The following is a 16,062-nucleotide window of genomic DNA, read 5'->3' on the forward strand; positions in this document are numbered from 1 at the left end:
GTCAGAACCCGGCGCCGCCAAAGCTGCGGCCTGCGGGGTCAAGGATGACCAGCCTGCCGCCGCGGATGGTGGCCACCGCCAGGCTGCGCTGGATGCTGCCGTCGGGGCGCAGGCGGAACGGCCCCTGGATGCCCGCGAATCCGCCGCCGCTGGTCAGCCCCGCGGTCGTCACGGCGTTCTTTCGCCCGGCGCGGACCAGCGCCGCGACCGCCGACACCCCGTCATAGGCCAGCGATCCCAGCTCGTGCGGCTGTTCCCCGTAGGCCGCCTGATAGCGGTTGCGGAACGCCGAGATGCGGGCAAGGTCCGGCACCGTGAACCAGCCGTTCTGCAGCTGCGCCAGGCCCAGCCGTTCGGACGGCGTGTCCCAGCGCGTCAGCCCCATCATCTGGATGGCCGACCCGTTCAGCCCGACATTGGCCAGGGCGGCGGTGATCTCGGGCAGGACGCTGCTTTGGTTGGCGGTCAGGAAGATCGCCTGCGCGTTGTTGGCGCGGGCGGCCTGCGCGATCTGCGGGGCGACCGCGTCCATGTCGGCGCGGCTCATCCCGTGGCTGGTGCGGCCGGCCATCGTGGCGCGGTTGCGGGCGATCGCGCTTTCGATCGCGGCGCCGCCCAGCTGGCCCGCCGTGTCGGTCTCCGACACCACCAGGAACCGGCGCAGGCCCTGGCTGGTGCCATAGGACACCAGCCGGTCGGCCGTGTTGCCGAAGGTGTTGCCCAGCACAAAGACGTTGCCCCCGGCGATGTCGGCGTTGTTGGAATAGGACAGCACGTTCACCCGCCCGCGCATGGCGTTGCCGACGGCGTTGGTTTCCTCGGCGAACAGGGGGCCCACGATGATCTTGGCGCCGGCGGCCACGGCCTCGTTCGCGCGGGCGACGGCGGTTTCGGCGCTGCCGGCGGTTTCATAGACGCGCAGGTCGATGCGCGCGCCCTGCGCGTCGGCCGCGGCCATGCGGCCCGCGTTCGCAAGCGAGCGGGCGAGCCACTCGACCTCGGCGTTGCCCGACCCGGTCGGCACCAGCAGCGCGACCTGCACCGGCTGCGACGGATCGATCATCGGGCCGGTCTGCGGACCCGAGGCGGTCGGTTCCAGCGGCTGACAGGCGGCCAGCGCCAGCGCCGCAACCGCCGCGGCGGCGCGCCACAGGGGCCGGCGCAACGCATGCAAGGCGCGGCGGGGGGCGAGTGTGGACATGGTGGTTCCTCGTTGGGCGGTGGGCCGACGGGGCAAGCCTAGCCACAAGGAGCGCGACGTGGCAACCTGACGCGCCCATGCCGGGGCACGGAGCGGACGATGACCAAGGATGCGCGGACCGGGCCGGGCGGCCCCGAGGGTGCGGCCCGCAGGGCAGAGGCGCCTGCCGCGCGCGAGCCGGCCCGCCCGCTTACGGCCACCATCGAGGCAAGGCCGCTGCCCCCCGGCCTGCATCTGGTGGCGACCCCCATCGGGGTGGCGCGCGACATCACGCTGCGGGCGCTGGACGTGCTGAACGCCGCCGACCTGCTGGCAGCCGAGGACACGCGCACGCTGCGCCACCTGATGGCGATCCACGCCATCCCGCTGCGCGGCCGCCGCATCGTCGCCTATCACGACCACAACGCCGCCCGCGCCCGTCCGGGCCTGCTGGCGGCGCTGGGGCAGGGGTTGTCGGTGGCCTATTGCTCGGACGCGGGCACGCCGCTGGTCGCCGACCCCGGCTTTGCGCTGGCCCGCGACGCGGCCGGGGCGGGCGCGCGCGTCCATGCGGTGCCGGGTCCGTCGGCCCTGCTGGCGGCGCTGACGGTGGCGGGCCTGCCCAGCGACCGATTTCTGTTCGCGGGATTCCCCCCGCCGCAAGCCGCGGCGCGCCGCAGATGGCTGGGCGGGCTGGCCGGGGTCGACGCGACCGTCGTGCTGTTCGAGAGTCCGAGGCGCGTTAAGCAATTATTGGATGAGTTGTGCGAGATTGAGGCGAATCGGGGTATGGCGGTGTGCCGGGAACTGACGAAAAAGTTCGAGGAGGTGCTGCGGGGAACCGTGGCCGAGGTCCGCGAGATGGTTCCCGACGCGGGGCTGAAAGGCGAGGTGGTGGTCGTTTTGGCGCCGCCGGCCCCGGTCCTGGCCGGCGCAGACGAGGTCAGGACGGCCCTGGCCGGCCGGCTGGGGCGGATGACGGTGCGCGACGCCGCCGCCGAGGTGGCGGGCGCGCTGAACCTGCCGCGCAAGGATGTGTATCGCATGGCCTTGGCCATGCAGGAGGATGGCGATGAGACACGAGGCCTTTGACCGGTTCGACCGCGCCCAACCGGTGCCCGCGGCGCGGTCGTTCCGCACGGCGCGGGTGGCGCGCGGCTTGACGGCCCATGCGTCGGGCCACCATGCCGAACGGCGCGTCGCCGAGGTCTATCGGTCGCGCGGCTGCGAGATCCTGGCGCAGTGCTGGCGCGGCCGGGCCGGAGAGATCGACCTGATCCTGCGGGACGGGCCTGCGATGGTCTTTGTCGAGGTCAAGAAAAGCACCACCCACGCCATTGCCGCCGAGCGTCTGTCGCGTCGGCAGATGGATCGCATCTGCCTTGCCGCGCAGGAGTATTGCGCCGATCTGCCCGACGGCTCGCTGACCGAACAGCGTTTTGACGCGGCGCTGGTTGACGAGACCGGCGCCATCGACCTGATCCCCAATGCCTTCGGCCTGAACTGACGCGGTTGCATCAAGACGGGGGCCTTGCCACAAGACCCGCAATCGACCAGCCGGAGCATGATTCATGGGCCTGACCGTTGCCTTGCAGATGGACCCGATCGAACAGGTTTCGATCACCGCCGATTCCACGTTCCGCATCGCGATCGAGGCGCAGGAGCGCGGCCATTCGCTGTTCCAGTATACCCCCGACCGGCTGGTCTTCGATCAGGGCCGGGTCATGGCGACCGGCCGCGACATCACGCTACGGCGGGAAAAGGGCGATCACGTCGACTTCGGCGACTGGCGGCGCGTCGATCTGGCCGGGTTCGACGTGGTCTGGCTGCGTCAGGATCCGCCGTTCGACATGGCTTACGTGACATCGACCCACCTGCTGGACCGGATCCATCCCGGCACGCTGGTCGTCAACGATCCGTTCTGGGTGCGGAACTGGCCGGAAAAGCTGATGGTGCTGGATTTCCCGGACCTCACACCGCCCACGATGATCGCGCGGGATGCCGATGCGATCCGCGCCTTCCGCAAGCAGCACGACGAGATCATCCTCAAGCCGCTTTACGGCAACGGCGGCGCCGGGGTGTTCCACTTGCCGCAGGCCGACGCCAATCTGTCGGCGCTGCTGGAACTGTTCGGCGGCATCAACCGCGAGCCGGTGATCGCGCAGAAATACCTGCCCGCCGTCGTCCGCGGCGACAAGCGGATCATCCTTGTCGACGGAGAGCCGGTCGGCGCCATCAACCGCGTCCCGGCAGAGGGCGAGGCGCGGTCGAACATGCATGTCGGCGGCCGCCCCGAGAAGGTCGGCCTGACCGAGCGCGAACGCGAGATCTGCGCCATCATCGGTCCCGTCCTGCGGGAAAAGGGCCAGATCTTCGTGGGCATCGACGTGATCGACGGCTGGCTGACCGAGATCAACCTGACCTCGCCCACCGGCATCCAGGAGCTGGAGCGGTTCGACGGCATCAACGCCGCCGCGCTGATCTGGGAGGCGATCGAGCGGCGGCGGGCGGCGGGCTAGGCAGGGCCAAGGCCGCAACGTGTGGCGCGGGTGGGGGTGGTCCCACGGGACCAGCCCGGCGTGGCGAATCAACATGGTCGAGACGAGGGCCCACGCGGGCCTCGCCAAGCGGGAAACCTGCGCGGTTCAGTCTCTGCGGGTCACACCAGATCGGCGTCCCGCGGCGCCGGGTCGCCGTCTTGGCGCGAGAACCGGCAAAGCCGCACCGGGTTCTGCACCGCTCGCCTGTGGCATCGTCGGATGAGCAGGCGGCTACGCCGCCTGCGTCGAGCAACAACTCCACCCCCCGGCGAGGCGGTCGCACTGCCCACATTTCTCCCCGCCGTTAACCTTTCTTAAACCACTCTCGCGCTAGCTGTCCCTGTCGGTGCAAGGGGGAGTCGCGGATGGTTGCCATCGCCTATTCGGTGGCCTTCGAGGGCATCCAGGCCCGGCTGGTCGAGGTGCAGGCGGCGGTCTCGCCGGGCCTTCCGTCGTTCACCATCGTGGGTCTGCCCGACAAGGCGGTCAGCGAGGCGCGCGAACGGGTGCGCGCGGCCTTCGGCGCGCTGTCGGTGGCGATGCCGTCGCGGCGCGTGACGGTGAACCTGTCGCCGGCCGATCTGCCGAAAGAGGGGTCGCATTTCGACCTGCCGATCGCGCTGGCGATCCTTGCCGCGCTGGAGGTCGTGCCGGCCGACGAGCTGGCGCAGGTGGTGTCGCTGGGCGAGCTGGCGCTGGACGGGCGGCTGGTGGCGGTCGCCGGCGCGCTGCCTTCGGCGATGGCGGCGGCCGAGGACCAGCGCACGCTGATCTGTCCGCGCGACTGCGGGGCCGAGGCGGCCTGGGTCGGCGCCGTCCCCGTGATCGCGCCCGCCAGCCTGCGCGAGGTTGTCGACCACCTGACCGGGCGTTCCCCGCTGGGCCAGGCCCGCGCGGGGCAGGTGGCGCGGCCCCGGCCGGCGGCGGACATGGTCGACGTCAAGGGGCAGGAGCGGGCCAAGCGCGCGCTTGAGATCGCGGCCGCCGGGCGCCACCACTTGCTGATGGTCGGCCCGCCGGGCGCGGGCAAGTCGATGCTGGCCGCCCGCATGCCGGGGCTGATGCCGGACCTGACCCCGGCCGAGGCGCTGGAAACCTCGATGATCCATTCGCTGGCGGGGCTGCTGGGCGACGGCGGCATCTCGCGCGCGGCGCCGTTCCGCGATCCGCACCACACGGCCAGCATGGCCGCCATCGTGGGGGGCGGGCGCGGCGCGCGGCCGGGGGAAATCAGCCTGGCGCACAACGGCATCCTGTTTCTGGACGAACTGCCCGAGTTCTCGCGCCCCGTGCTGGAAACCCTGCGCCAGCCGATCGAGACGGGCGAGGTCGTGGTGGCCCGCGCCAACGCGCATATCCGCTATCCCTGCCGTTTCCTGCTGATCGCGGCGGCGAACCCCTGCCGCTGCGGCCATCTGGCCGATCCGGCGCGGGCATGCGCCAAGGCGCCGCTGTGCGGCAGCGATTACCTGGGCCGCCTGTCGGGGCCGCTGATGGACCGTTTCGACCTGCGGATCGAGGTTCCTGCGGTCGGCCTGGACGATCTGGACATGCCCGCCACGGGCGAGCCGTCGGGCGCGTTCGCCGGCCGCGTCGCCGCCGCGCGGGCCGTGCAGGCCGGCCGCTTTGACGCCCATCCCGGATTGCGGACGAACGCCGATGCGGGCGGCGCGCTGCTGGACGAGATCGCCGAGCCGGACGCCGAGGGGGCCGGGCTGATCCGGCGCGCGGCGGATCGGCTGGGGCTTACGGCGCGCGGTTATCACCGCATCCTGCGGACCGCGCGCACCATCGCCGATCTGGCCGGCGAGGCGCGGGTCCGCGCGCCCCATCTGGCCGAGGCCATCGGCTATCGCCTGCCGTTCCTTGCGGGCGGGTAGGGGAAGCCTTCCCCGTGGGGCGCAATGCCACGCGCCGGATCGGGCCAACGCATACACCCGAAAGCCGTGCCGCGCGGGGGCCCGATCACCCACCCCGGCGGCATCCCGTTCTTGCCCCCCGGGGCGCTTGCCCCTAGGACTGGCACCCAGCGCAGGGGGGTGCCATGCAGGGAAAACGCGTTCTGCTGATCGTGGGGGGCGGCGTCGCCGCCTACAAGACGCCCGAGCTGGTGCGCATGATCCAGCGCGCGGGGGGCGAGGTCACCTGCGTCCTGACCGCCGCGGGCGCGCAGTTCGTCACGCCGCTGACCCTGTCCGCCCTGTCGGGGCAGCCGTGCCACCGGGATCTGTTCGACCTGACGCGGGAAACCGAGATGGGGCATATCCAGCTGTCGCGCGCCGCCGATCTGGTTGTTGTGGCGCCCGCGACGGCCGACCTGATGGCCAAGATGGCGGGCGGGCTGGCCGACGATCTCGCCTCGACCCTGCTGATGGCCACCGACAAGCGGGTGCTGGTCGCGCCGGCCATGAACGTGCGCATGTGGGATCACCCCGCATCCCGCCGCAACCGCGACACGCTGGAGGGCGACGGCATCCTGTTCGTCGGTCCCGACGTCGGAGAGATGGCTTGCGGCGAATACGGCGCGGGCCGGATGGCCGAGCCGGAGGCGATCCTGGACGCGATCCGGGACGCGCTGGGCCCGGCCCTGCTGACCGAGGCGCCGCTGCGCCTGCCGCCCGAGGCGGTGGTCGTGCCGCCCCGCCCGCAGGCGGCCCCGGATGATGTCATCGTCACGCCGCCGCCGGGCCCGTTGCACGGACGCCACGTCATCGTCACCTCGGGGCCGACGCACGAGCCGATCGACCCGGTGCGCTATATCGCCAACCGTTCGTCGGGGGCGCAGGGGGCGGCGGTCGCTGCGGCGCTGCGCGACCTGGGGGCGCGGGTCAGCTTTGTCACCGGCCCGGCCAGCGTGCCGCCGCCCGCAGGCGTGACGGTCCTGCCCGTGCAGACCGCGGCCGAGATGCAGGCGGCGGTTCAGGCGGCGCTGCCGGCCGACGCGGCGGTGATGGCGGCGGCCGTGGCGGACTGGCGCGTCGTCAACGCCGCGGACCGCAAGATGAAAAAGGACGGCAGCGGCCGGCCCCCCGCGCTGGACATGGTCGAGAACCCCGACATTCTGGCGTGGATCAGCCGTGACGACCGCCGCCCGCCGCTGGTCGTGGGCTTTGCCGCGGAAACCGACGACGTCGTGGCGCACGCCACCGCCAAGCGGGCGCGCAAGGGCTGCGACTGGATCGTGGCCAACGACGTGCGGCCCGCGACCGGCATCATGGGCGGCACGGAAAACGCCGTGGTGCTGATCACCGACAGCAACGCCGAACACTGGCCGCGCATGCCCAAGGACGAGGTGGCGCGCCGTCTGGCCGCGCGGATCGCGGCGGCGCTGGGCCGCGGCGATCCGCCCGCGAACGGTCCGGCATGAGCCGCGTCTATCTGGACTGGAACGCCACCGCCCCCCTGCGGCCCGAGGCGCGCGCCGCGATGGCCGCGGCGATGGACGTGGTCGGCAACCCGTCGAGCGTCCACGCCGAGGGGCGCGCGGCCAAGATGCTGCTGGAACGCTCGCGCGAGGCGGTGGCGCAGGCGCTGGGCGCGGCGCAGGCCGACATCGTGTTCACCTCGGGCGCGACCGAGGCTGCCGCGCTGGCGCTGGAAGGGCAGGGGCTGGCCTGCGCAGCCGTCGAACACGATGCCGTGCGGGCCTGGTGCGACGAGGTGCTGGCGGTGGCCCCCGACGGGCAGGTGACGGTGCCCGACCCGGCCCGCGCCGCCCTGCAACTGGCCAACAGCGAAACCGGGGTGATCCAGCCGCTGCCGCAGGGGCTGGCGGTCAGCGACCTGACGCAGGGTTTCGGCAAGATCCCGCTGGCCTTCGACTGGCTGGGCATCGGCGCGGGGTTCGTCAGCGCCCACAAGCTGGGCGGTCCGCGCGGCGTGGGCGCGCTGATCCTGCGCGCGGGCACTGACCGGGCGGCCCGCATCCGCGGCGGCGGGCAGGAACTGGGCCGGCGCGCGGGCACGGAAAACCTGATCGGCATCGCGGGCTTTGCGGCCGCGGCGGCGGCGGCGCAGCGCGACCTGGCCGACGGCATGGCGGAGAAATTGGCGACGCAGCGAAATCGCCTGCGAATGAGACTGGAAGATGCCGAGGGAAACACTATGTTTCCGGGGCGCGACAGTGACTGCCTGCCCAACACCCTGTCAATCCTCACGCCCGGATGGCGCGGGGAAACGCAGGTCATGCAGATGGATCTGGCGGGGTTCGCCGTGTCCGCCGGGTCGGCCTGTTCGTCGGGCAAGGTCCGGGCCAGCGGGGTGCTGCGCGCGATGGGGCTGTCCGACGATGACGCGGGCTGCGCCCTGCGGGTGTCGTTCGGATGGGCGACCCCGGTCGAGGATTTGGATCGCTTTGCCGACGCGTGGCTTGCCGCCCGCGCCCGTTGGCAAGGCAAGCGAGGAAGGTGAGCGATGGCCGCGTTGGACATGCCCGAGATCGAGGTGCGCGAAGGCGTCGACCGCGAGACGGTGGAAACCGTCGCCAACATGGGTTCCTATAAATACGGCTGGGAGACCGAAATCGAGATGGAATACGCCCCCAAGGGCGTATCCGAGGACATCGTCCGGCTGATTTCCCAGCGCAACGAGGAACCGGAATGGATGACGGAATGGCGGCTGACCGCCTTCCGCCGCTGGCAGACGATGGTCGAGCCGCGCTGGGCGATGCTGAATTACCCTGACATCGACTATCAGGATCAATATTACTACGCCCGCCCGAAAAGCATGTCGGTCAAGCCCAAGTCGCTGGACGAGGTCGATCCCAAGCTGCTGGCGACCTATGAAAAGCTGGGCATCCCGCTGAAGGAACAGGCGATCCTGGCCGGGATCGAGGGCGCCGAGGGCGCCCCGGCCGAGGGGCGCCGCGTCGCCGTGGACGCCGTCTTCGACAGCGTCAGCCTGGGCACCACCTTCCAGGACGAGCTGGCCAAGGCCGGCGTCATCTTCTGTTCGATCAGCGAGGCGATCCGCAAGCATCCCGATCTGGTGCGGAAATACCTCGGCTCGGTCGTGCCGCAAAGCGACAACTATTTCGCCACGCTGAACAGCGCGGTGTTTTCGGACGGCTCGTTCGTCTATATCCCGCCGGGCGTGCGCTGCCCGATGGAGCTTTCGACCTATTTCCGCATCAACGCGGAAAACACCGGCCAGTTCGAACGCACGCTGATCATCGCCGACAAGGGCAGCTATGTCAGCTATCTCGAGGGCTGCACCGCGCCGAAACGCGACGTGGCGCAGCTGCACGCGGCGGTGGTGGAGATCGTCGTGCTGGAGGACGCCGAGGTGAAATACTCGACCGTCCAGAACTGGTATCCCGGCGACGAGGAAGGCAAGGGCGGCATCTACAACTTTGTCACCAAGCGGGCGGACTGCCGAGAGGCCCGCGCCAAGGTGATGTGGACGCAGGTGGAAACCGGGTCCGCGATCACGTGGAAATACCCGTCCTGCATCCTGCGCGGCGAGGGCAGCCAGGGCGAGTTCTATTCGATCGCCATCGCCAACAACGCCCAGCAGGCCGACACCGGGACCAAGATGATCCATCTGGGCCGGAACACCCGGTCGCGCATCGTGTCCAAGGGGATTTCCGCCGGGCGCGCGCAGAACACCTATCGCGGCTTGGTGACGATGCACCCGCGCGCCACCGACAGCCGCAACTATACCCAGTGCGACAGCCTGCTGATCGGCGACAAGTGCGGGGCGCATACCGTGCCCTATATCGAGGTCAAGAACACCTCGTCGCGCGTCGAACACGAGGCGACCACGTCCAAGGTGGACGAGGACCAGCTGTTCTATTGCCGCGCCCGCGGCATGGACGAGGAAGAGGCCGTGGCGCTGGTCGTCAACGGGTTCTGCCGCGACGTGCTGCAGGCGCTGCCGATGGAGTTCGCGATGGAGGCGCAGAGCCTGGTCGCGATCAGCCTGGAAGGCAGCGTCGGTTGACGCACCGCAAGGAGACCTGCGCCCCCCATGTCTGAGGCGATCGACCTGCCGCGGCCCGAGCTGACCGACGCATCGTATTTTGATGCGGCGGCGGCGCGGGCTGCGCTGGCGTCGGGCGGGCCGGTGGCCTTTCCGCCCTTTGACCTGGTCCATTGGGGCGGGCTGACATTCGCGCTGAACTATCGCCGCGACCCGGTGCAGAACGCGATCCGCGAGGGCCGGTTCTATGAACTGCCCGAGCTGCGGACGCTGAAAGGCCTGGTCGCCCCCGGCGCCACCATCGTCGATATCGGCGCCAATGTCGGCAACCACGCGCTGTTCTTTGCCCGCCGGATGCGCGCGGCCCGCGTCATCGTGTTCGAGCCGAACCCGCTGGCCGCCGCGCCGCTGATGGCGAACGTGCTGCTGAACGGGCTGGCGGGCGTCGTCTGCCTTGACCATCTGGGCGTGGCGCTGGGTGCGGGCGCGTCCACGGGCTTTGGCATGCGCCGCCACGACCGCAACCTGGGCGCCACCCGCCTGCGTCCCGGCGAAGGCTGCATCCCGGTCTGCCGCGGCGACGATCTGCTGACCGGCGAGACGCCCGCCCTGATCAAGATCGACGTCGAGGGGATGGAGATGGAAGTGCTGGCGGGCCTGTCCGCCACCATCGCCCGCGCCCGCCCCCTGATGATGGTCGAGGTGGACGACGCCAACCTTGCCGCCTTTCTGGACTGGCAGGCGGCGGCGGGGTATCGCCCGGTCAAGGACTGGCGGGTCAGCAAGAGCAATGCGAATTACCTGATCGAACCCCGGCGGGACGACACCGCCTGATGTGATGCATGGGCGCGCGCGAGCCTGCCGCGCCCGCAGCCGGTCCCGGACCGGCGCCGAGGAAAAGGAAACGACGATGCTGCAGATCAACAACCTTCATGTCGAGCTTGAGGACGAGGGCAAGCCGATCCTCAAGGGCGTGACCCTGACCGTCCCGGCGGGCGAGGTTCACGCGATCATGGGGCCGAACGGGTCGGGCAAGTCCACGACGTCCTATGTGCTGGCCGGGCGCGACGGCTATGCCGTGACCGAGGGCACGGCCACCCTGAACGGCCGGAACCTGCTGGAGATGGAGCCGGAGGCCCGCGCCGCCGCCGGCCTGTTCCTGGCATTCCAGTATCCGGTGGAAATCCCCGGCGTCGGCAACATGACCTTTCTGCGGACCGCCGTGAACGCGCAGCGCAAAAGCCGCGGCGAGCCGGAACTGACTGCGGGCGAGTTCCTGAAGGCGATCCGCGCCAAGGCCGCCGATCTGCAGATCGACGCCGAGATGCTGAAGCGCCCGGTCAACGTGGGCTTTTCGGGCGGCGAGAAAAAGCGCAACGAAATCCTGCAGATGGCGATGCTGGAACCGACGATGTGCATCCTTGACGAGACCGATTCCGGTCTGGACGTCGATGCGATGCGGCTGGTCGCGGACGGCGTGAACGCGCTGCGCTCGCCCGACCGCAGCTTTCTTGTGATCACGCATTACCAGCGCCTGCTGGACCATATCCGCCCCGACGTGGTGCATATCATGGCCGACGGCCGCATCGTGAAATCGGGCGGGCCGGAACTTGCGATGGAAGTCGAGCAGAACGGCTATGCCGATATTCTGGCCGAGGTCGCCGATGCCTGACAGCGCCGTGCTTGACATCATGACCCCGACGGTCGAGGGGCAGGGCGCCCCCGACCCCCTGGCCGCCCGGCTGGGCGCGCTGCCCGATGGCGGCGTGACCGCGCCCGCGCGCGCCGACGCCCTGTCGCGGCTGCGCGCGATGGGCCTGCCGCGTCCACGCGACGAATACTGGCGCTATACCGATCCCGCGCCCTTTACTGCCGCGACCCCTGCGGCGCAGCCGGTCGATCCGGCGGCGGGCGACCCGCCGCTGTTTTCCGATCTGGACCGTCTGCGGATCGTGTTCGTGGACGGCCGCTTCGACGCGCAGGCGTCGGACGATCTGTCGATGTCGGGCGTCAGCATCCTGCCGCTGTCGCAGGCGCAGGCGCAGCCCGGCCACTGGGTCGGCGCGGCCTATGGCCAGCTTGAACAGGCGGGCCAGACCCCGGTGGCGCGGCCCTTCGCGGCGCTGAACACGGCGTCGGCGACCGACGGCGTGGTGGTCCATGTCACCGGGCGCGCCGAAAAACCCGTGCAGATCCTGTATCGGCGCAGCGGCGATGCGGCGGATGTCGTCTGCCACCACGTCCTGCGGCTGGACGCGGGCGCGGAGCTGACGCTGCTGGAAAACGGGCTGGTCGGCGCGCGCGGCAACCTGCTGATCGAGGCGGACCTGGCGCCCGGCGCCCAGCTGCACCATGTCGCGGCGCTGCGCGCGGGCAATCCCCGCGTCAGCCTGACCCATCTGTTCGCTCGGCTGGCCAGCGGATCGACGCTGAAAAGCTTTACCCTGTCGGTCGACGGCGCGCATATGCGGTCCGAGGCGGTGCTGGACATGGCCGGCGACGACGTGGTGGCCCATGTCGCGGGGGCGATGCTGGGCGACGGGTCGCAGGTCCACCACGACGACACCGTCTGGGTCACCCACGGCGGCCTGCGCGGCGAAAGCCGGCAGGTGTTCAAGAAGGTGCTGAAGAACGGCGCCACCGGCGTGTTCCAGGGCAAGATCCTGGTGCGCCCCGGCGCGCAGAAGACCGACGGCTATCAGATCAGCCAGGCGCTGCTGCTGGACGAGGCCAGCCAGTTCCTGGCAAAGCCCGAGCTGGAAATCTATGCCGACGACGTGAAGTGTTCCCACGGATCGACCACCGGCGCGCTGGACGAGACGGCGCTGTTCTACCTGCGTTCGCGCGGGGTGCCGCGGGAACGCGCGGTCGTGCTGCTGGTGCTGTCCTTCGTGGCCGACGCCCTGGCCGAGATCGAGGACGAGCGCCTGCGCGACCGCATCGGCGAACGGCTGGAAGACTGGCTGACCGCCCGCGCATCGGGCGTGGCGGGCTGACATGGCGCTGGTGCCGCGCATCCTGTCCACCTGGCGGTCGCCGCGCGCGACCGTCGCCGGTCTGCGCGGCATGGCCGAGCCGTCGATGCTGGCGCTGCTGGTCGGCACGATGGCGGTCTATTTCGTCGCGCAATGGCCGGGGCTGGCGCGCGCGGCGCAGCTGGACCCCTCGGTGCCGCTGAATGCGCGGCTGGGCGGGGCGCTGTTGGGGACGCTGTTCCTGATGCCGCTGGTGGTGCTGGCGGTCGCCGGGATCGTCGGGCTGACCGCGCGGGCGGCGGGCCTGGCGCTGACCGGCGCCGGCTCGCGCCTGGCGCTGATCTGGGCGCTGGCGGCGACCGCCCCCGCCATGCTGCTGGCCGGGCTGGTGCGCGGACTGATCGGTCCGGGGCCGGGGCTGACACTGGTCCAGACGGTGGCGGGCATCGCCTTTGTCGTGTTCTGGGCCGCCGGGTTGCAGGCGCTGTCCCGCGGCCCCGGCGCACGGCGGGCATCATGATCGCGCTGATGAAACAGACCCTGCGCGAGCCGCGCCGCGCATTCGCCCGGCTGCGCGCGCTGGCGCTGCCGATGTCGGCGCGCTGGGGGCTGGTCATCATGGCCGCCGCAGCCTCGTCGGTGCTGTCCTTCGTCGGCACGCTGCTGTTTCCGCCGCCCGCCGCGGGGTCGGCCGACGTGCTGCATGTGCTGTCGGTGACGCCCTGGGCGATGGCCGCGACGCAGGTCGGGTCGGCCGCGCTGGCCGCCTATCTGCTGGCCGAGGTCGGGCGCATCTTCCGCGGCACGGGCAGCTTTGCGGACGCCCTGCTGGCGGTCGGCTGGGTCGAGACGATGATGGTCGCCCTGCAGGCGCTGCAACTGGTTCTGGTGCTGGTGCTGCCGCCTCTGGCCGGGCTGGTCGGCATCGCCTCGCTGGTGCTGGCGACGCTGCTCGTCATCCTCTTCACGATGGAGTTGCACGGGTTCCGCAACCCGCTGCTGGTCGTCCTTGGCATCATCGGAACGGTGATGGTCACGGGCTTTGTCCTGTCGCTTGCGGCCGCGACGCTGGGAATCCTGCCCGAGGTGCCGGTATGAGCTTTGACGTCCAAAAGGTCCGCGCCGATTTCCCGATCCTGTCGCGGCAGGTCAACGGCCGCCCGCTGGTCTATCTGGACAACGGCGCCAGCGCGCAGAAACCGCAGGTGGTGATCGACGCGGTTGCCAACGCCTATGGCGCGGAATACGCCAACGTCCACCGCGGCCTGCATTTCCTGTCGAACCTCGCGACCGAGAACTATGAACGCGTGCGCGGCATCATCGCCCGTTTCCTGAACGCCCCGCACGAGGACGAGGTGATCTTCACCTCGGGTTCGACCGAGGGGATCAACCTCGTGTCCTATGGCTGGGCCGCGCCCCGCTTGGGTCCGGGCGACGAGATCCTGCTGTCGGTGCTGGAACACCACGCCAATATCGTGCCCTGGCATTTCCTGCGCGAACGGCAGGGCGTCGTGCTGCGCTGGGTCGAACCCGAACCCGACGGCAGCCTGCCGCCTGAAAAGATGCTGGCCGCGATCGGGCCACGCACCCGGCTGATCGCCGTCACCCACATGTCGAACGTGACCGGCACGGTCGTGGACGTCGCCCGCATCGCGGCCGGGACTGACGTGCCGGTGCTGGTCGACGGCAGCCAGTCGGCCGTCCACATGCCGGTGGACGTGGGCGCGCTTGGCTGCGATTTCTTCTGCATCACGGGCCACAAGCTGTATGGCCCGTCCGGGTCCGGCGCGATCTGGATCGCCCGCGACCGCCAGGCCGAGATGCGCCCGTTCATGGGCGGCGGCGACATGATCCGCGAGGTGACGCGCGACGCCGTCACCTATGCCAACCCGCCCCTGCGGTTCGAGGCGGGCACCCCCGGCATCGTCAACCAGATCGGCCTGGGCGCCGCGCTGCAATACCTGACGGGGCTGGGAATGGACAACATCGCCGCGCATGAACGCAGCCTGCGCGACCATGCCCGGGCGCGCCTGAACGGGCTGAACTGGCTGTCGGTGCAGGGCGACGCGCCGGGCAAGGGGGCGATCTTTTCGCTGACCATGCCGGGGGCGCATGCCCACGACATTTCGACCATCCTGGACAAGCGCGGGATCGCCGTGCGGGCGGGCACGCATTGCGCCATGCCGCTGATGCAGCACTATGGCCTGCCCGCGACGGCGCGCGCCAGCTTTGCGATGTACAACACCCTGGCCGAGGTCGATGCGCTGATCGACGGGCTCGAGTTCTGCCGCGAGCTGTTCGCCTGATCGGCGGGGCGGAGTGGGGCGGCCCGGCCGGTGGCCGGACCGCGCCGTGTCAGGCAGCCTCGGCAAGCTCGTTCCGGGCCGCTTTCGTCACGCTGGCCCACCACGCCAGCTCGTCCAGCATCGCGCTCAGCGAGGGCTGCAGCACGGCGTCCACCTCGGACATGTCGCCGTTCTGGCCCAGCGGGCTGACCTTGAAGAACTCGCCCCCGCCCAGGTGGACGGCGTTGCGCAGCGGCACCATCTGCAGTTCGACCGCGACGGCGCGCAGGTGTTCGATCGCGCGCGCCGCACCGACCCCGCCATAGCCCATCGCGGCGGCGGGCTTGCGCCCCCATTCGAGATACGCCTGATCCAGCGCATTCTTCAGCGCGCCGGGGATCGAGTGGCCGTATTCGGCGGTCACGAAGACATAGCCGTCGTATTCGCCGATCTTCTTCTGCCACGCCACCGCGCGGGGATCCTGCGACGGCACCCACGCGTTCGACGCGACCTCGTCGAACAGCGGCAGGTCGAAATCGCGCAGGTCGACCAGATCGAACGTCATGTCGTGGCGCTTCTTCACCTGCTCCATGAGCCAGGCGGCGGGCTTGTCGGCAAAGCGCGCCTTCCGCGTCGATCCGATGATGACTGCAATCCGGGGTTTGGTCATGTGGTTTCCTTTTCGTCTGGGGGCGCCCATGCGCCCGCCGTTCATGTCGTCCCGAACAACATGAGGCGCGGATGGTGTTCGATCCAGATAACAGAAACGAAACCGGGCGTTCGGTTCTGTCGAACGGCGGTTGAGAGCGTGGCGTCCTGGGGCCGATCCGGGACCGGCCAGCGGCGCACCGGATATCCTGCGGGGCCACCACTGTTGATGCGGGGCGTTCCGAGGCGGCAGGGATGCCCGCGGACGCGCAGCCGGTTCCAGATCCGCAGAGAGGCCTTCCCCCGACAGCAGCCGCGTCGCGCAGGGGGCCTGGTCGTGCAGTCAGGCCCGGATGTGCTGCTGCCCAGACGCTCGCACGCCCCCGGCCGCTGCGCCCACGCAGCGCGCCGTTCATCCGCAACCGGAATGCGACGCGCCAGGCCGTGCAAAGCCAGATCAAAGTGGCTGAGTTGATGGCGCACCCGACAGGATTCGAACCTGTGACCTCTGCCTT

At 70.4% G+C, this 16,062-nt stretch carries 15 protein-coding genes; 13 read left to right on the top strand and 2 right to left on the bottom strand.

Going from position 1 to position 16,062, the window contains the following annotated elements; genetic code table 11:
• Nucleotide 1: 1 nt before the first annotated feature.
• Nucleotides 2–1,201, bottom strand: coding sequence for a penicillin-binding protein activator (locus EPA64_RS14510; protein ID WP_134727021.1), 1,200 nt, complete (start codon nucleotides 1,199–1,201; stop codon nucleotides 2–4).
• Nucleotides 1,202–1,300: 99 nt separating this feature from the next.
• Between EPA64_RS14510 and rsmI the strand changes: the two genes are divergently transcribed.
• The 13 genes from rsmI to EPA64_RS14575 all read left to right on the top strand — a co-directional run bounded on the left by rsmI (nucleotide 1,301) and on the right by EPA64_RS14575 (nucleotide 14,920).
• Nucleotides 1,301–2,272: a 16S rRNA (cytidine(1402)-2'-O)-methyltransferase gene (gene rsmI, locus EPA64_RS14515; protein ID WP_134727022.1), complete on the top strand. Its 972-nt coding sequence runs from the start codon at nucleotides 1,301–1,303 to the stop codon at nucleotides 2,270–2,272.
• Nucleotides 2,253–2,687: a YraN family protein gene (locus EPA64_RS14520; RefSeq protein ID WP_134727023.1), complete on the top strand. Its 435-nt coding sequence runs from the start codon at nucleotides 2,253–2,255 to the stop codon at nucleotides 2,685–2,687. The genes rsmI and EPA64_RS14520 overlap by 20 nt, the downstream gene beginning before the upstream one ends.
• Nucleotides 2,688–2,751: 64 nt before the next feature.
• Nucleotides 2,752–3,699 (top strand): glutathione synthase, encoded by a 948-nt coding sequence (gshB, locus tag EPA64_RS14525; RefSeq protein ID WP_134727024.1) that lies wholly within the window; start codon nucleotides 2,752–2,754, stop codon nucleotides 3,697–3,699.
• 386 nt (nucleotides 3,700–4,085) lie between these two features.
• Nucleotides 4,086–5,600 (top strand): YifB family Mg chelatase-like AAA ATPase, encoded by a 1,515-nt coding sequence (locus EPA64_RS14530; protein ID WP_134727025.1) that lies wholly within the window; start codon nucleotides 4,086–4,088, stop codon nucleotides 5,598–5,600.
• 164 nt (nucleotides 5,601–5,764) lie between these two features.
• A complete protein-coding gene (locus EPA64_RS14535; protein WP_134727026.1) occupies nucleotides 5,765–7,087 on the top strand; it encodes a bifunctional phosphopantothenoylcysteine decarboxylase/phosphopantothenate synthase in 1,323 nt (440 codons plus the stop codon).
• Nucleotides 7,084–8,130, top strand: coding sequence for a cysteine desulfurase family protein (locus tag EPA64_RS14540; RefSeq protein WP_134727027.1), 1,047 nt, complete (start codon nucleotides 7,084–7,086; stop codon nucleotides 8,128–8,130). Before EPA64_RS14535 ends, EPA64_RS14540 begins: the two co-directional genes overlap by 4 nt.
• 3 nt (nucleotides 8,131–8,133) lie before the next feature.
• A complete protein-coding gene (gene sufB, locus EPA64_RS14545) occupies nucleotides 8,134–9,660 on the top strand; it encodes a Fe-S cluster assembly protein SufB (protein WP_134727028.1) in 1,527 nt (508 codons plus the stop codon).
• Nucleotides 9,661–9,687: 27 nt separating this feature from the next.
• A complete protein-coding gene (locus EPA64_RS14550; RefSeq protein ID WP_134727029.1) occupies nucleotides 9,688–10,473 on the top strand; it encodes an FkbM family methyltransferase in 786 nt (261 codons plus the stop codon).
• 76 nt (nucleotides 10,474–10,549) lie between these two features.
• A complete protein-coding gene (sufC, locus tag EPA64_RS14555) occupies nucleotides 10,550–11,311 on the top strand; it encodes a Fe-S cluster assembly ATPase SufC (RefSeq protein ID WP_134727030.1) in 762 nt (253 codons plus the stop codon).
• Entirely contained in the window at nucleotides 11,304–12,635 is a 1,332-nt protein-coding gene (locus EPA64_RS14560; RefSeq protein ID WP_134727031.1) for a SufB/SufD family protein, read from the top strand. The genes sufC and EPA64_RS14560 overlap by 8 nt, the downstream gene beginning before the upstream one ends.
• Before the next feature lies 1 nt (nucleotide 12,636).
• A complete protein-coding gene (locus EPA64_RS14565; RefSeq protein ID WP_134727032.1) occupies nucleotides 12,637–13,134 on the top strand; it encodes a hypothetical protein in 498 nt (165 codons plus the stop codon).
• Nucleotides 13,131–13,712, top strand: coding sequence for a YIP1 family protein (locus EPA64_RS14570; RefSeq protein ID WP_134727033.1), 582 nt, complete (start codon nucleotides 13,131–13,133; stop codon nucleotides 13,710–13,712). The genes EPA64_RS14565 and EPA64_RS14570 overlap by 4 nt, the downstream gene beginning before the upstream one ends.
• Nucleotides 13,709–14,920: a cysteine desulfurase gene (locus EPA64_RS14575; RefSeq protein ID WP_134727034.1), complete on the top strand. Its 1,212-nt coding sequence runs from the start codon at nucleotides 13,709–13,711 to the stop codon at nucleotides 14,918–14,920. The genes EPA64_RS14570 and EPA64_RS14575 overlap by 4 nt, the downstream gene beginning before the upstream one ends.
• 49 nt (nucleotides 14,921–14,969) lie before the next feature.
• Here EPA64_RS14575 and EPA64_RS14580 read toward each other — a convergent pair whose 3' ends face one another.
• Nucleotides 14,970–15,569, bottom strand: a complete 600-nt coding sequence (locus EPA64_RS14580; RefSeq protein WP_134727035.1) for an NADPH-dependent FMN reductase — start codon at nucleotides 15,567–15,569, stop codon at nucleotides 14,970–14,972.
• Nucleotides 15,570–16,062 lie beyond the last annotated feature (493 nt).

The organism is Paracoccus luteus (assembly GCF_004522155.1).
Lineage (GTDB): Bacteria > Pseudomonadota > Alphaproteobacteria > Rhodobacterales > Rhodobacteraceae > Paracoccus > Paracoccus luteus.

Coding starts and splice junctions, on each gene's coding strand:
- EPA64_RS14535 (WP_134727026.1), top strand. CDS start 5,765: ATGCAGGGAAAACGCGTTCTGCTGATCGTGGGGGGCGGCGTCGCCGCC.
- EPA64_RS14510 (WP_134727021.1), bottom strand. CDS start 1,201: ATGTCCACACTCGCCCCCCGCCGCGCCTTGCATGCGTTGCGCCGGCCC.
- gshB (WP_134727024.1), top strand. CDS start 2,752: ATGGGCCTGACCGTTGCCTTGCAGATGGACCCGATCGAACAGGTTTCG.
- EPA64_RS14570 (WP_134727033.1), top strand. CDS start 13,131: ATGATCGCGCTGATGAAACAGACCCTGCGCGAGCCGCGCCGCGCATTC.
- sufC (WP_134727030.1), top strand. CDS start 10,550: ATGCTGCAGATCAACAACCTTCATGTCGAGCTTGAGGACGAGGGCAAG.
- EPA64_RS14540 (WP_134727027.1), top strand. CDS start 7,084: ATGAGCCGCGTCTATCTGGACTGGAACGCCACCGCCCCCCTGCGGCCC.
- EPA64_RS14575 (WP_134727034.1), top strand. CDS start 13,709: ATGAGCTTTGACGTCCAAAAGGTCCGCGCCGATTTCCCGATCCTGTCG.
- rsmI (WP_134727022.1), top strand. CDS start 1,301: ATGACCAAGGATGCGCGGACCGGGCCGGGCGGCCCCGAGGGTGCGGCC.
- EPA64_RS14520 (WP_134727023.1), top strand. CDS start 2,253: ATGAGACACGAGGCCTTTGACCGGTTCGACCGCGCCCAACCGGTGCCC.
- sufB (WP_134727028.1), top strand. CDS start 8,134: ATGGCCGCGTTGGACATGCCCGAGATCGAGGTGCGCGAAGGCGTCGAC.
- EPA64_RS14580 (WP_134727035.1), bottom strand. CDS start 15,569: ATGACCAAACCCCGGATTGCAGTCATCATCGGATCGACGCGGAAGGCG.
- EPA64_RS14530 (WP_134727025.1), top strand. CDS start 4,086: ATGGTTGCCATCGCCTATTCGGTGGCCTTCGAGGGCATCCAGGCCCGG.
- EPA64_RS14565 (WP_134727032.1), top strand. CDS start 12,637: ATGGCGCTGGTGCCGCGCATCCTGTCCACCTGGCGGTCGCCGCGCGCG.
- EPA64_RS14560 (WP_134727031.1), top strand. CDS start 11,304: ATGCCTGACAGCGCCGTGCTTGACATCATGACCCCGACGGTCGAGGGG.
- EPA64_RS14550 (WP_134727029.1), top strand. CDS start 9,688: ATGTCTGAGGCGATCGACCTGCCGCGGCCCGAGCTGACCGACGCATCG.